The following is a 15,686-nucleotide window of genomic DNA, read 5'->3' as shown; positions in this document are numbered from 1 at the left end:
TTAAATTTTTGCAAATATACGTATACCTAATTAATGGATACCACTCATTATTATCACATATGGGCTACACATTACCCTTAAAAAGTTGGAAATTGTGGTGTAGCTAATAAAGTAAGGTTTATGGAAGAGAATGCATTTGATGTTTTTGTAATAGGAAGTGGTATCGCCGGGCAAACCGTGGCAAAATCATGCGTAGAGGCTGGTTTAAAAGTTGCTATAGCCGATAACCGCGAATTTGGAGGTACCTGTGCAAACAGAGGTTGTGATCCCAAAAAAATATTATTGGGGGCAATGGAGGCTTATGAACTTAGTAAAAATTTGAAGGGGAAAGGCGTTGCCAAAACACCTAGGATTAACTGGGGCAAGTTGCAAAAGTATAAACGTAATTTCACCGTTAACGTGCCTGTTGCTACAGAGCGGGTTTTAAAAGAGAAAGGTATTCATCTCTTTCACCAATCTCCAAAGTTTATTGATGAGCTAACGTTACTGGTGGAGGGTAAGAAAATAAGTGCCCAAAAAATTGTGATTGCTACAGGGCAAGTACCTAGAAAAATAGAAATTAAGGGCTCAAAACATTTTAAGAATAGTGATGATTTTCTGAACCTTAAAAAATTACCAGAGCATATTGTTTTTGTTGGTGGTGGCTACATTGGGATGGAATTTGCCCACATGGCCGCACGCGCAGGAGCAAAGGTCACTGTTGTAGATACGGGTAAACGACCATTACATGCATTTGATCCGGACTTGGTTAAAGCACTGAAAAAGTATTCTGAATCTTTAGGTATTACTTTCATTTTTGAGGCGAAACCAACTTCACTTAAAAAGAAACGAAAGAAACATATTTTAAGCTATGAGGTAAAAGGTGATATAAAAATTATTGAAGCCCATATGATTTTTAATACTGCAGGTCGTGTACCGGCATTGGCTGAGCTAGATTTGGATAAGGGTAATGTTGATTTTACAGATAGCGGAGTAGTTACCAATGACTTTTTGCAAAGTAAGAGCAATGTCAATGTTTATGCCTGCGGAGATGTGTCTGACAAAAATTTGCCTTTGACCCCTCTTTCTGGAAGACAAGGTTATGTAGTTGCAGAGAATATTATCAACGGAAATAAAAAAGAATTGGAAGTACCTGTAGTACCTTCTGTTGTTTTTACCTTACCAAATTTGGCTACCGTAGGTTATTCTGAAGAAGAAGCCCGTGCTAGATATAAAAATATCATTGTTAATTATGAGGTGTCTACAGATTGGTTCAATGCCAAGCGTATAAATGCACCGTTGTATGCCTACAAGGTAATTTTAAACGAAAGAACAAGAGAAATTGTTGGGGCTCATTTAATTGGTCCTAATGCTGGTGAGACCATAAACATTTTTACCATGGCTATAAATAATAAAATGACAGATAGGGATATTAAGTCGACTATTTTTACGTATCCTTCGTGGGTAAATGATATTAAGAGTATGGTTTAATTCTTTTCCCTCAATCTTTCTTTCAGTTTTTTAAATGGGTTGGTCTCATGATTTTTCATGGCATGAATGGTAATTGCAACAAAAAGTATAATAACACCTGTAATAGCCGCATAGGCAATGTACATATTGGACCCGTTGTGTCTTATAAAAATCGCAAATAATGCCCAAACACCAACCAAGGCAAACTCTCGCATGTTTCTTTTCCAAATCATCAATAGATTAATGATCGTAGCCGCTACAATCATATTGATCGTCCAGGCTTGTTCAGAAAGTATGCCCCCGTTCCAATCTAGTTTACTTAAATATGCCGCAATGTTGGCTATGGTGGCTACAGAAATCCATCCACTATAAAAACATACAGGCCACCAAACAAAAGCTATTGTGGAAATCGGGGCGTCCCAACGTTCCATATTTGTATTAAGAATAATTTTTATCAGTGACAGTAATATCCCGAGCATGATAATAACTGAAAATCCTGTGTAATTGTACATAAAGACAAACACCCAACAACAGTTCAATATATTGGCTAAAAAGAACCAATACCCAGTCTGTTCTATAAAATTGCTTTTCTTGTTACTGTAGTAGGCTCTCTTTACCTGAAAAATACCATAGCCCAATAAGCCTAGAAATATAATGCCCCATATGGCAAAAGCATATCCGGCTGGGGTAAATAAGTTGTCATAACGCCTACTCATTTCACCTATAGTGGTGTCGTTAAGTGAAAAGGCTTGTGAAATATAATTCACGGCAATTACCAAAACGACAGATACCAAATTAAGTATGGATAATTTTTTTTTCATCCTTATAAAATTATGGTAGATATTTTATAAAGGTATGCCCTTTAGCGTATTAAATGGACTATTTTCGTTTAAACTGCCTTTTTTTCACTTCTTTTATAGGTACGGGTAATACGGCATCGCCCAAAAGGGCATAGACTTCACAGCCCTCACAAGGTTCTAGGGTATAGGTGCCCGTAAATTCTCCAAACGCCGGTACAATCATTTGGTGTTCCGTTTTGTAAAAGCAAGGTAAACGTACCGATTGCCTACCTAATCCACTTAATTTAATGGCAGGATGAATATGCCCTGAAAAATTGAAGAAACCATCGCGCTCCTCTGGATGATGTGTAAGTAGAAAAGAATCAAGTGTTAATTCTGGAATTACCTTAATATTTAGCGCTTCATATTTCAGTGGAGAAATGATATCATGATTACCACTAACCAATATAATTTCTTGAGATGTAGTTTGCACCCATTGCTCAAAAAGTGACCATTCTATATTTAAGGCAGAATGAAACAAATCGCCCAAAAAAAGGATAGATTTTGGTTTAAAATGTTCAACAACCGCTGTTAACGCATCAAAATTTTGCTGTACGGCTTGTTGTGGTACCGCAGCGCCATATTTTCTAAAATGGGAAACCTTGCCCAAATGCACATCACTAATTAAAAGTATGGAGTGCTCTTCCCAAAATAATGCACCTGAGAAATGCATTTTAAAGGTGTGGTCTTTAAGAATAATAGTGTGGGTCATTACTGCAAAATTACCTATTTCTTCATCAATAAGGCTGCCATTTTCTTAATACGGTCTGCTAGCTTTTCACTGGACAATTTTTCCCTGCTCATACGATCGGTAATCAGCGGGAAAGAAAACGGGGTAGGTTTTGCGCAATCTTTCCAAACAATTTCTTGCGTGGCAATGCGCTCTAACGATAATCGTAATCGCCCTTCTTCCAACTGGTGTTCAAAGGTTTCCGTAAAAGCTTGTTGGAAGAGTAAATTTTCTGGTTCGTAATCCCTAAATACATCGAACAATAGCTGAGAACTGCTTTGCAAGTGCTTCATTTTAATACCTTTTTTTGGGTATCCAGTAAAGACCATACCACTTATAATGGCAACATCCCTAAATCTTCGTCGAGCCATTTCTGTGGCATTCAGACTTTTTTGCAAATCATCCAGCATAAAATCTGTAGTGAACAGGTCATTGTCCAGCACCTGTTGTACGTCTATGGGTTGGTCGGATAATAGTTCAAAACCATAATCATTAAATGCCAAAGAGAATGTAATAGGGGATAGTAAACTAATACGATACCCCAGTAAACTACCCATGGCTTCATGAACAAATCTACCCTCAAAAGGGTAGAAGAGGTGGTGATACCCGTCTCTGGTATTAAAGGTTTCAATTAAAAATTCTGATGGTTTGGGTACAATGCTATCTCGTCTTTGTCTTTCAAAAAGTGGTGCCAAAGCCCTTATTTCTTCAGATTGATTTTTTAATGGTTCGCCTGAACTGTATAATTCATTTCGCAATAACTCTGACATTTGTGCTGAAAGGGTGAGTCGGCTTCCCATCCAACTAGAAATTTTGTTGGTTTTCTTATTGCTATTGCGCACCTGCACCGTCATTTCTTTTATTCGAATGAACTCTAGATTTCTACCGGCAAATGTAAACACGTCGCCTTTGTTGAGTTTAGAAACAAAAAACTCTTCTATAGACCCTATATATCCTCCTTTTTGATACTTCACAGATAAGTTTACATCGCCAACAATTGTGCCTATTTGAAAACGATGCCGCATGGCAACACCACGGTTATTGACCTTAAATTTCCCGTCCTCCTCAATTTCTACCTTTTTGTACTCATCATAACTTTGCAGACTTTGACTGCCCATCACCAAAAAATTCAATAACCATTGCCACTGGTCTTTGGTCAACGTTTGGTAGCAAAAAGTTTGCTTTACTTCTTGAAAAATTTCTTTAGGGTAGAATCCGTCAGATATTGCCAAGGTGGTCAAGTATTGTAAAAGCACATCATAACTGTTAAGGTAGGGTATACGGTCTTCTACCGTATTCAGCTTTACTGCTTTTTGCAAAGCCGATGCTTCAATAAGTTCAATGGCGTGGGTGGGTAAAAAATAAATGACACTTTCTTTACCTGGACTATGACCACTGCGACCGGCACGTTGTAAAAAACGGGCAACACCTTTGGGTCCTCCTATCTGTACTACAGTTTCTACAGGGGCAAAATCTACTCCAAGATCCAAACTTGAGGTGCAAACCACTGCTTTCAACTGTTCATTGCGAATTGCATTTTCAACCCAAACGCGAGTTTCTTTATTAATGCTGCCATGGTGCATTGCCATTTCGCCCGCATATTCTGGGTGCTTTTCCAAGATTTTTTGAAACCAGATTTCACATTGGCTACGGGTATTGGTGAAGAGTAAAGTGGTCTTGCTATTATTGATGATGGGAACAACATCTTCCAAAAGGTGTATACCTAAATGACCACGCCATGGAAAGGTTTCCATTTTTTTGGGAATAATACTTTTAACCGTAATTTTTTTGTTGAGTTTGGCTTTTATGAGCGCCGAGTTTTCTATCGTTTTAGAATCAATGCCCAACAAAACATCTCGTGCCTGTTCTAGATTACCAATGGTTGCAGAGATGCCCCAAATTCTTAATTGCGAGGATATATTTTTTAAACGTGATAAGGCAAGTTCCATTTGTACGCCACGTTTTGTGCCCAATATTTCATGCCATTCATCTACTACAATTGCCGAGCAGTCTTTAAAAATTTTATCATAACCTTTTGTAGCGAGCAGTAACTGAAGACTTTCTGGAGTGGTGATCAGCAGATCGGGCATTTGCTTTTTTTGTTGCGCCCGCTCTTTGGTGGTAGTATCTCCAGAGCGGATACCCACGGTCATCTGTGTGCCCAGGTCTTGCGTAATGCGTTCTGCCGATTGCTTAATTTCTTGCGATAATGCACGTAATGGCGTTATCCAAACAGCTTTTAACCCTTTTTTATGTTTGGTCTTGTAATCTGGATTGTTCTTGATGTAATTTAAAACAATTGGAAACCATAAAGCATAGGTTTTGCCACTACCGGTTGGAGCATTTAGGAGTCCGTCCTTACCTTGTAAAAATGCTCTCCAAGTATCTTTTTGAAACTTGAAGGGTTTCCAATGCTGTTCGGCGAACCAGTTTTCGGCTATATCGTAGAGTTCTTGTCTTTTTACCATTGCGAGTAAAGCGAAGCAATCTGTTTAATTTATTCTTGAATTTTATTTTTTGTTCCTAAACTCAAAGTTATCATCTAACCAATTAATGGAAAGATCACCTCATTCAGGAATCATTGAGTTTTTTAACTCTTCTTTTAAAATTATCTGTAGCTCCAACATAAAGAACTGTTTTATTTTTATTGGTTGTTATATAGACATATCTTTTCATTTTATTTGGGCTTGCGAAATCAACAGATGTAAATTAATTATTCGTTTTTTATTTAACAGATTCCTTCGCTTCGCTCGGAATTAATCCCTTCAATTCATCCAAGGTATTAGCTTCATGGATGTTTTTATCTTTTCTCCAGCGTAGCATTCTAGGAAAACGGGTAGCAACACCACTTTTATGTCGTTTGGATAATGCTATACCCTCAAAGGCGATTTCAAATACGTGATGCGGAGTAACACTACGAACGGGTCCAAATCTTTCTAAGGTATTTTTCTTTATCCAAGCATCTAGTTTTCTGAATTCCGCATCGGTTAAACCTGAGTATGCCTTTGCAAAGGTTACCAGTTCTTTTTCTCCTTCTTCATTATCCTTCCAAAGGGCAAAAGTATAATCTGTAAAAAGATTACTTCGCCTACCATGACCGCGCATGGCATAGGTAAGAACCGCATCTATGGTCAGTGGGTCAACTTTCCATTTCCACCAATCGCCTTTCTTACGACCTACTAAATAGGGCGAATCTTTTCTTTTTAGCATTAGTCCTTCACTGTGCATTTCGCGAGAGCGGTCTCTTTCTTCAGCCATCTCTTCCCATGAATTAAAATACATGGTTTTAGAAAGGTGAAGGGGAATATCACTTCGGCTACGCTCAGTGACCTCACTTCGACTGTGCTTAGTGGTTGCACTTCGACTAGACCTAGTGTCTGCGGTTGGGTTACGTTCGGTAACATCTTTAAATAGCTTTTCTAAAATTTCTCTACGTTCTATAAAAGGTAATTGGCGAATATCTTCTCCTTCCCATTCAAGAATATCATATGCTTTTAAGATTACCGGAACTTTTTTTAAAAGTGCGGCGGTTACGTTTTTTCTGCCAATGCGGGTTTGTAAATCGTTAAAGGTGCCGATACCACCTTTTGGAAAAGGGATAATTTCACCATCTATGACCGTACCGTTTGGAATAACGCCTATGAATTTTTCAAATTCGGGATACTTATCCGTTACCAATTCTTCGCCACGGCTCCAAACAAATAATTCATTGTTTCTTAAGATCACTTGAGAACGAATTCCGTCCCACTTATGTTCTGCAGACCATTCTTGTATATCGCCTAAGTCCGATACTTCACCTTCAATGGCATAAGCCAAATAAAAAGGATAAGGTTTTGAAAGGTAATCGCTCTCATTTTCCTCTAAAACCAATTGCTGAAATGTGATTTTATTCGGGTCCCAGTTGCCCATTAATTTATAGGCTAGAATATCTTCATCAATTTGGGTGGCTTTTGCCAAGGCACGTGTCATTAGTTTTTGACTTACCCCAATTCTGAATCCACCAGTAATCAGTTTAGTGAACACAAACCGTTCGTAATAGTTTAAAACACTCCAATTTTCGTAGAGATACGCTCTTTTTTCTTCATCTGTCTTCTTTTTAAGGGCAATCATTTCTTGAAGAAAATCGGTTAAACTTTTGTCCGATGATTGGTCGGCTGCAGGAATGACCAATGCTATGGTTTCTGCGAGATCACCAACAATATGATAGCTTTCTTCAAATAACCACAATGGAATGTTAGCCAATTCTGAAGCCCAAGTTCTTAATAACGTTGTATTTACCGGTCTAGGTGGTCTGCGATGCGATAAAATTGCTATGGTCCAAACCTTATCGGCATCATCGGCTTTAAGAAAATAGTCGGTCAATGCCTGTACCTTAATCGTAGTTTTGTTGGTGCTATCCAAGGTTTTTATAAGCTGTGCAAAATTTCTCATACAGATGCTGTCGATTTTGAAGCTAATGCAGCTTCTGTTTCTTCTTCGCCATATTGCGTAGCTTCTGTACGGGCATCATATCCTTGTTCCCGTAAATATTTCGAGAATATATCGGTATAGCCATGTGTACATATAATTTTTTCGGCGCCTGTAGCTTCAATACTTTCTAAAAGACCGGGCCAATCGCAATGATCGCTTAAAACAAAACCTTTGTCAATAGCCCTTCTTCGCCTTGCTCCCCTAAAGGTCATCCATCCGCTTGCGGAAGCAGTAACATAGGGTACCATTTTTCTGATCCAAGTACTACCATGGGCACTTGGTGGTGCCAATACAATATTGCCCAATAACTGCTCTTTTTTGGTGTCTCTGGTAATTAAAGTGGTCTTGGGAAAATCTACCATCGGTCTAAGAACCTCGGTCATATTTTCAATGGCACCATGGGTATATATTTCTCCAATGTCGGTATCTAGGTACTTTAATAATCGTTGTGCTTTGCCCAAACTATACCCAAAAAGTATGGATGTTTTACCTTCAGCTCTATTTTCTGCCCACCAATTGTTAATGTTTTCTAGAACTTCTGCCTGGGGTGTCCATTTAAATGCGGGTAATCCAAAGGTACATTCGGTAATAAAGGTGTTACATTTTATAGGTTCATACGGTGTGGAAATACCATCATTTTCAGTTTTATAATCTCCTGTAAAAACCCATACTTCATCTTTGTGTTCTACCCTAATTTGTGACGAGCCAATAATATGCCCGGCTGGGTGAAGACTAAACTTTACATTGTTGACCGTGAAGATTTCTCCCCATTCTTTTCCGGTAACATTTATTTCACCTAAACGATGTTGAATTATTGGTACGTTACGGTAGTGGGTTATATATTTCTTATGACCATATCTACTATGGTCTGCATGCCCATGAGAGATTATGGCGTGGTCTACCGGTTTCCACGGATCTAGGTATACATTGGCTTTTTCGCAATAAATACCATTGTTAGTAAATTGTAATAAGGGAGTTTTCATAGCTTTGTCAAGTTACAAATTTTGTATTTTAACAAAGTTGATGTCAAAGTAAACTATGACCTCTAAAAAAATTATATTTGCTCAATAATTAAAAAATAAGATATGTCTTTTGCAGATTTATATACTAGCGGTGAGCACAGAAGAAATTTGGCCCACTTTGCAGCTTTGGCAACTTTAGCGTCAGTAGACGGTGAAATTAGTACAGAGGAAAGAAAAATGCTAGATCGTTTTGCTACGAAACTAGATATCACCAAATCTGAGTATGAGGAGGTTTTTAAGAAAGAAAATAAATATCCAATAGATTCAACGCCAGATTCCGAAAAAAGATTGGAGCGTTTATATGACCTATTTAGAATTGTTTATTCTGATCATGAAATTGATGATGAAGAAAGAATTCTAATTAAAAAGTATGCTATTGGTCTTGGTTTTACCGGTGATAAAGCAGATAAGGTTATTGAGCGTTCAGTAGCTATTTTTGGAGGAAAAATCGATTTTGAAGATTATCTGTATCTATTAAAGAAGTAATTTTTAGCCTTGAAAAAGGGTAATAAAAAAGGGAGCTTTTAGCTCCCTTTTTTATTAATGATATTTATCTAAAAATTCTTGAAGTTTTATGACCATGTTCTTACTTCCACAGAAGAAAGGAACCCTTTGGTGCAGTTCTGTTGGTTGTATATCCATAATTCGATTTTTGCCGCCAATTGCAAGTCCGTTCGCTTGTTCGGCTAAAAATGCCATAGGATTACATTCATATAGTAACCTTAATTTACCGCTTTCAGTAACACTACTTTTAGGGTACATGTAAATGCCACCTTTGATCATGTTTCTATGAAAATCTGAAACCAATGATCCAATATATCTTGAGGTATATGGTCTATCATCTTCTTCCATTTGGCAGTACTTGATATAATCTTTTACGCCTTGGTGAAAATGCACATAATTACCTTCGTTTACGGAGTAAATTCTACCATCTTCCGGGAATTGCATATTTGGGTGCGATAGGTAAAAAGTACCCAATGCAGGGTTTAAGGTAAAACCGTTTACACCATCACCTGTGGTATATACCAACATAGTAGAGGTGCCGTAAACTACGTAACCGGCGGCAACTTGTTTGTGACCAGGCTGTAAAAAATCTTCCATGGTAACAGGTGTTCCAATAGGGGTAACCCGTCTGTAAATAGAAAAAATGGTACCCACAGAAACATTTACATCGATGTTAGACGAGCCGTCTAAAGGGTCAATCAGTACTACATATTTATTCTGGTGGTTATCATCGTTACTGTTGATGCTGATAAAACTATCTTCCTCTTCCGAGGCGATTCCACATACAATTTCCCGGTTTTTTAATGTTTGAATAAATTTATCGTTCGCGAAAAGATCCAGTTTTTGTTGGTCTTCACCTTGAATGTTGGTTTCGCCTACGCCACCTAGAATATCAATTAGTCCTGCTTTGCTTACCTCATGGTTTACAACTTTGGCCGCTAATCTAATGGCATTAATAAGTTTTGATAATTCGCCCGAAGAGTACTGAAATGAATCTTGATTTTCAATAATAAACTCCCCTAGGGTCTGATTTCTTTTTGGAGACATTCTTTAGTTTATGGTTATATACAAATATCGTGTATTTTGTTAAACGTTTCATTTTCATTTTAATTACATTTTTTAAATTTATAACTTTGTGTTTTATTTGTAACAATTATGGAGTATACAATTAGAGTTGCCCAAGCAGGGGACATGGAACAAGTGCATCAATTAATTCAAGAATTGGCCACTTTTGAGAAGGAAGAACACGCCGTTGAGGTTAGTGTACAAGATTTAAAGGAACATGGTTTTGGCAAACAGAAATTGTTTCACTGTTTTGTTGCAGAAAAGAATCAAAAAATTGTAGGTATGGCATTGGTATACCCAAGATATTCTACGTGGAAAGGACCGGTTATTCATTTAGAAGACCTGATCGTCACCAAAGAAATGCGCGGAACAGGATTGGGTACGGCGCTTTTAGATGAAGTGGTGAAGTATGGTGATGAATTAGGAGTAAGAAGAATTTGCTGGGAAGTGCTGGATTGGAACGAGCCTGCCATAGGTTTTTATGAAAGTAAAGGTGCCAATGTAATGAGAGATTGGGATGTAGTTCAATTAGATCAAAAAGGTATTAAAGCATATTTAAATGCCATTGCATAAGAACTAAGGAAAAAGAAAATAAATAGATTAGATATAGATTGAATATGAGGGTTTTTAAATTTGGAGGAGCATCTGTAAAAGATGCAAATGCGGTTAAAAATGTAGTTAAGGTTCTAAGGGAAGTAGGGTATGATAATACGTTACTAGTAGTTTCGGCAATGGGGAAAACCACCAATGCCATGGAAGATATAATTAATGCCTATTTTAATGATAAACAAGAAATACCAGCTAAGGTTTCTGAGTTGGTCGATTATCATCATGCTATAGTGTCAGAATTATTTCCAAATGCTTCACATGCCATTTATAAAGAAATAAAAGTATTGATCGATGAAATAAACGGCTTTCTAGTTTGGAACAAATCTCCTAATTATAATTTTGTTTATGATCAAATTGTAGGTTACGGTGAGCTGTTATCTACAACAATAATTAGTGCGTATTTAAAAGAGATTGGCATTGCAAACCAATGGTTAGATGTTAGAAACTATATTAAAACAGACAGTAGTTATAGAGATACCACTGTAGATTGGGAACGTACGCAAAAGAACGTAACCAATATTGATAAAAAGGTTCTTAACATAACGCAAGGATTTTTAGGCAGTGATGACAATAACTTTACAACAACCTTGGGACGTGAAGGTTCTGATTATACGGCAGCTATTTTGGCCTATTGCCTAAATGCGGATTCCGTAACCATTTGGAAAGATGTTCCAGGCGTTTTAAATGCGGATCCTAGATATTTTGAAGAAACACAATTACTTAACAATATCTCGTATAGAGAGGCTATTGAACTTGCTTTTTATGGGGCATCTGTTATTCACCCTAAAACATTGCAGCCTCTACAGCGCAAGGAAATTCCTTTGCACGTAAAATCTTTTGTCAACCCAAAGGATAAAGGTACTACGGTAGGTAAGGGTGTTGGTATAGAACCAAAAGTACCTTGCTTTATAGTAAAGAAGAATCAGGTACTAATGAAATTATCCTCATTGGATTTTTCATTTATCGTAGAAGACAGTATTAGTGAGCTTTTTAAATTATTCCATCAGCATAAAATTAAGGTAGATTTAATTCAGAATTCCGCTATTAGCTTTTCTGTTTGTATCGACAATAAATTTGGAGGATTGGCTGCGTTATTACAACAGTTAAAAAGTAAGTTTAAAGTGGTACACCACGAGAATGTTTCTTTATATACCATAAGGCATTTTGACAATAAGGCTTTAGAGACCTTGCAAAACGGACATGAGTTGTTATTGGAGCAGCGCGGTACGGAAACCGTTCAATTGGTAGTGAAGTAATACAGTCACTATTTCACTAATTTATTATTGGTAGCTACTTTGGCTATTTGCCTATATTTACATTTTAAAATGAGGATGAATATATGGGTTTAGTCACCGCAAAAGAAATAGCCAAAGCCATTAACCTCTCCAAATATGGGGTGTTGGGAACCTTTGTTGGTTGGGTGTTAATGAAGGTTACACGTATATCGGCTATCAATAGATTTTATGATTCTATTGCCCATTTAGAGGGGGAAAGTTACGCCAATGCCATTTTAGAGCATTTTGATATTGACTATGAAATTCCTGAGGAAGATTTTAAACGTCTGCCTAAAGAAGGACCATACGTTACTATCAGTAATCATCCTTTGGGGGCAATAGACGGTATTCTGTTATTCAAGCTAATGTTGCGTCAACGTCCAGATTATAAAATAATGGCGAATTTTCTTTTAGAGAGAATGGTGCCTTTAAAACCTTATATATTACCGGTAAATCCTTTTAATGACCATAAAGATGCTAGAAGCAATTTAGCCGGATTCAAGAAAACCTTAGAACATTTAAAGAATGGTCATGTACTGGGTGTATTTCCTGCGGGCGAAGTATCTACGTATAGAGACGGTAAGTTAATTGTTGATAAGCCTTGGGAAGAAGCGGTCATTAAACTGATCAGAAAGGCAAATGTACCCGTAGTACCCATATATTTTCATGCTAAAAACAGCTCTTTGTTCTATAGGATCTCTAAGTTGGGCGATTCTTTAAGAACTGCCATGATACCTTCACAGGTTTTTTCCCAAAGCAATAGACCGATCAAAGTTAGAATTGGTCAACCTATTTCATTAGCTACCCAGCAAGAACAGCAAAGTATTGAAGAATATACTGATCTTTTGCGCCGTAAAACATACATGCTCTCTAACGCCTATGAGAAAGAGCGTTTAATTGATCAAATACCTACTTCACTTAAACTGCCCAAGCAACCAAAGAAAATTGCGGATGCGGTTCGTAAAGAGGTTATGGAGGGTGAAATTGAGAAGCTAAGGGAGAAGGATTGTAGGCTACTGCAGAGTAAGAACTATGAGGTTTTTTTAGCCAAAGAAAAGGATATGCCGTTTATCTTAAAAGAAATTGGTAGACAGCGAGAGGTAACGTTTAGGGCTATTGGAGAAGGTACCAATAAGGCAATAGATCTTGATGATTTTGATACCTATTATCACCACCTTTTTCTTTGGGACGATGATGCTAAATGTATTGTTGGAGCTTATAGAATGGGTATGGGGTCAGAGATATTTCCTGCTCATGGTATAGATGGTTTTTACGTACAGGATTTATTTAGGGTAGAGCCAGAACTCTATGATATGATGAAGCATTCCATAGAAATGGGCCGTGCCTATATCACAAAAGAGTATCAGCAAAAACCAATGCCATTATTCTTGTTATGGAAAGGCATTGTGCATACTACTTTGCGTTTTCCAGAGCATAAGTATTTAATAGGAGGGGTAAGTATAAGTAACCAGTTCTCTAATTTTTCTAAGTCTTTGATGATCGAGTTCATGAAGTCCAATTACTGGGATCCCTATGTGGCACAATACATTAGACCTAAAAAGGAATTTAAGGTGAAACTAAAGGATGCCGATAAAGAATTCGTTTTTGATGAAACCCAAGCCGATTTAAATAAGTTTGATCGATTGATCGATGAAGTAGAACCTGGAAATTTACGCTTACCGGTTTTAATTAAAAAATACATTAAGCAAAATGCAAAAGTGGTGGCTTTTAATGTGGATCCACTTTTTAATAATTCTGTAGACGGATTAATGTATATTAAAATAGCAGATCTTCCGGAAAGCACGGTTAAACCTGTTATGGAAGAATTTCAAGCTGAATTGGAGCGACGGTTACTTGAAGGTCAAAATACTGATAACGAAGTATAATTTAATCTATACCAACAATTTTGCTACGCCTTTCAAAAAGCACGTTATCTACCCATTTGCCATGTAATTTTCCTATATGCTCGCGTTTACCTATCATTCTAAAACCTGTTGCTTCATGAACTTTTATGCTTCCATAATTTGTAGGGAATACGCCAGATTGTAATGTCCAAATACCTTCTTTTTCACTTGCGATTATGACGTGTTCCAATAACAATTTGCCAAGACCTTTACCTCTATTGTTACCAGCAATGTAAACGCTAATTTCTGCTACACCACCATAGACACATCTATTGGAAACGGGAGAGAGGGCAACCCAACCTAATATTTCACCATTGCTTTCAGCAACAAAGCGACAGTTTTTCATGTGGGCGGCATCCCATGCTTCATAGCTTGGTGCACATGTTTCAAAAGTGGCTATGCCGGTTGAAATACCTTCTACATATATATCTGATACAGCATTCCAATCAATAGCCAACATTGCTCTTATGGTTATATTATTCATACTTTATTAGCTTTAATGGAATTCAATGATTTTAAGATTCATTAGCAACAATTACTTTTAGTAGTATTAAAAAATGAATTCAACAAGTCCTGTATTGCTGTCCATTTTTGGAGATTTATACAGTAACAAACTTTTTTGCCTTCAATTTCACCTCTAATTAAATCAATACTTTTCAATTCTTTTAGATGCTGTGATATTGTTGGTTGTGCCAAACCTATTTCATCAACAATATCATTGCAAATACAAGCATTTTGCCTACTTATGTATTGTAGTATGGCAATGCGAGCGGGATTAGAAAGCACTTTAAAAATAATAGCTAGGTCATTTTGCTCTGCATTGAATATTTGTGTTTTCGTTAATCCCATAAGATATTTGTATATAGCAATATTACGATATTAAAAAAATTAAAAAAAGCCAGATAAATCATATCTGGCTCAAGTTATTTAGAACCAAGGTTTTTTACCTACTTGGTACGTGTTATAAAATTCTTCATCTGATTTTGTTAGGTAGATGATACCTTCAATTAATCCTATAACGCCCGGTATCCAAAAGAAAAAAGCTCCTATAACTAAACAAGTGGTGGCATAACCAGCAATTGTTACCCCTAAAAGTATAAATCCTTCTTTTTGATAACCCAATAAGAATTTATGGACCCCTAAGGAACCTAATATAATTGCTAAAATTCCTACTAAAACTTTTTTGTTTTCTCCTCCTGCTCCACTAAAAGCTTCTTTGGCTCCAGCAGTAAATTCATCGGCAGTTTTCTTGGCATTCTCACTAAATTCTTTAGCTGATTCTTTTGCATCTTCAGAAAATTCTTTGGCCGATTCTTTTGCGTTATCAAAAGCATCTTCAGCCTTATCTCCGAAATTTTTATTCTCGTCTGACATTTTAATTGTTGTTTGGTGGTTAATAAGTGTTAAATGTAGCAATTATTTTAACATCATAAAAATGCTTTATCAACTGGTTCCCAAAGTTCTATCTTGTTTCCATCAGGGTCTAAAATCCATCCAAATTTTCCATATTCAAATTCTTCGATCTCACCAATTACCGTGACTCCTTCTTCTTTTAAAACTTTCAAAAGTTCTACAAGATTCTCAACCCTAAAATTCATCATAAAATTAGATTTGCTAGGGTTAAAATAGGTAGTGTCGTTATTCATAGGGCTCCATTGAGTAGAACAGTCGTTTCCTTCTTTATCTTTCCACCAAAAAGTACAGCCATATTGATCGGTATTTAAACCTAAGTGTTTGTTGTACCAATTTTTTGAATGATCGGGATCTTTGGTCTTAAAGAAAAAGCCACCTAGTCCCGTAACTCTTTTTTTCATATCTAT

General features: G+C 36.9%; 15 protein-coding genes. 5 read left to right on the top strand and 10 right to left on the bottom strand.

Annotated elements, in window-relative coordinates:
- Positions 1–120 precede the first annotated feature (120 nt).
- Positions 121–1,470: an NAD(P)/FAD-dependent oxidoreductase gene (locus CSC80_RS04695; RefSeq protein ID WP_099190133.1), complete on the top strand. Its 1,350-nt coding sequence runs from the start codon at positions 121–123 to the stop codon at positions 1,468–1,470.
- Here CSC80_RS04695 and CSC80_RS04690 read toward each other — a convergent pair.
- The 5 genes from CSC80_RS04690 to CSC80_RS04665 all read right to left on the bottom strand — a co-directional run bounded on the left by CSC80_RS04690 (position 1,467) and on the right by CSC80_RS04665 (position 8,471).
- On the bottom strand, positions 1,467–2,270 hold the full coding sequence (locus CSC80_RS04690) for a hypothetical protein (protein ID WP_099190131.1): 804 nt from the start codon (positions 2,268–2,270) through the stop codon (positions 1,467–1,469). The two genes, CSC80_RS04695 and CSC80_RS04690, sit on opposite strands and share 4 nt — an antisense overlap.
- A 58-nt stretch (positions 2,271–2,328) precedes the next feature.
- Entirely contained in the window at positions 2,329–3,000 is a 672-nt protein-coding gene (gene pdeM, locus CSC80_RS04685; protein ID WP_099190129.1) for a ligase-associated DNA damage response endonuclease PdeM, read from the bottom strand.
- Between the two features lie 14 nt (positions 3,001–3,014).
- A complete protein-coding gene (locus tag CSC80_RS04680; protein WP_099190127.1) occupies positions 3,015–5,486 on the bottom strand; it encodes a ligase-associated DNA damage response DEXH box helicase in 2,472 nt (823 codons plus the stop codon).
- A gap of 256 nt (positions 5,487–5,742) precedes the next feature.
- Entirely contained in the window at positions 5,743–7,449 is a 1,707-nt protein-coding gene (locus CSC80_RS04670) for an ATP-dependent DNA ligase (protein WP_099190123.1), read from the bottom strand.
- A complete protein-coding gene (locus tag CSC80_RS04665) occupies positions 7,446–8,471 on the bottom strand; it encodes a ligase-associated DNA damage response exonuclease (protein WP_099190121.1) in 1,026 nt (341 codons plus the stop codon). The genes CSC80_RS04670 and CSC80_RS04665 overlap by 4 nt, the downstream gene beginning before the upstream one ends.
- 102 nt (positions 8,472–8,573) lie before the next feature.
- On the opposite strand from CSC80_RS04665, the gene CSC80_RS04660 reads away from it, so the two are divergent.
- On the top strand, positions 8,574–8,996 hold the full coding sequence (locus tag CSC80_RS04660) for a TerB family tellurite resistance protein (RefSeq protein ID WP_058104129.1): 423 nt from the start codon (positions 8,574–8,576) through the stop codon (positions 8,994–8,996).
- Between the two features lie 54 nt (positions 8,997–9,050).
- On the opposite strand, the gene fbp is transcribed toward CSC80_RS04660, so the two are convergent.
- Positions 9,051–10,061 carry a class 1 fructose-bisphosphatase gene (gene fbp, locus CSC80_RS04655; protein WP_058104128.1) on the bottom strand — a complete coding sequence of 337 codons (1,011 nt, stop codon included), beginning with the start codon at positions 10,059–10,061 and terminating at the stop codon, positions 9,051–9,053.
- 108 nt (positions 10,062–10,169) lie between these two features.
- Between fbp and CSC80_RS04650 the strand changes: the two genes are divergently transcribed.
- The 3 genes from CSC80_RS04650 (at position 10,170) to CSC80_RS04640 (ending at position 13,848) form a co-directional block, all read left to right on the top strand.
- Positions 10,170–10,652, top strand: coding sequence for a GNAT family N-acetyltransferase (locus CSC80_RS04650; RefSeq protein ID WP_071341096.1), 483 nt, complete (start codon positions 10,170–10,172; stop codon positions 10,650–10,652).
- Between the two features lie 44 nt (positions 10,653–10,696).
- The gene (locus CSC80_RS04645; RefSeq protein WP_099190119.1) at positions 10,697–11,944 is read left to right on the top strand and encodes an aspartate kinase; all 1,248 of its coding nucleotides are present in this window, start codon (positions 10,697–10,699) and stop codon (positions 11,942–11,944) included.
- A gap of 83 nt (positions 11,945–12,027) precedes the next feature.
- Positions 12,028–13,848 (top strand): lysophospholipid acyltransferase family protein, encoded by a 1,821-nt coding sequence (locus CSC80_RS04640; protein ID WP_099190117.1) that lies wholly within the window; start codon positions 12,028–12,030, stop codon positions 13,846–13,848.
- Position 13,849: 1 nt separating this feature from the next.
- On the opposite strand, the gene CSC80_RS04635 is transcribed toward CSC80_RS04640, so the two are convergent.
- The 4 genes from CSC80_RS04635 to CSC80_RS04620 form a co-directional block, all read right to left on the bottom strand.
- A complete protein-coding gene (locus CSC80_RS04635) occupies positions 13,850–14,350 on the bottom strand; it encodes a GNAT family N-acetyltransferase (RefSeq protein WP_099190115.1) in 501 nt (166 codons plus the stop codon).
- 41 nt (positions 14,351–14,391) lie between these two features.
- Complete coding sequence (locus CSC80_RS04630) at positions 14,392–14,715, bottom strand: metalloregulator ArsR/SmtB family transcription factor (protein WP_099190113.1); 324 nt, start codon at positions 14,713–14,715, stop codon at positions 14,392–14,394.
- A 78-nt stretch (positions 14,716–14,793) separates the two neighbouring features.
- Positions 14,794–15,240 (bottom strand): NINE protein, encoded by a 447-nt coding sequence (locus CSC80_RS04625; protein WP_099190111.1) that lies wholly within the window; start codon positions 15,238–15,240, stop codon positions 14,794–14,796.
- A 53-nt stretch (positions 15,241–15,293) separates the two neighbouring features.
- Positions 15,294–15,680, bottom strand: coding sequence for a VOC family protein (locus CSC80_RS04620; RefSeq protein ID WP_099190109.1), 387 nt, complete (start codon positions 15,678–15,680; stop codon positions 15,294–15,296).
- Positions 15,681–15,686: the final 6 nt, after the last annotated feature.

The sequence above is a fragment of the Maribacter sp. 6B07 genome (assembly GCF_002700155.1).
GTDB lineage: Bacteria > Bacteroidota > Bacteroidia > Flavobacteriales > Flavobacteriaceae > Maribacter > Maribacter dokdonensis.
This window is presented reverse-complemented; position numbering and strand designations above follow the sequence as displayed.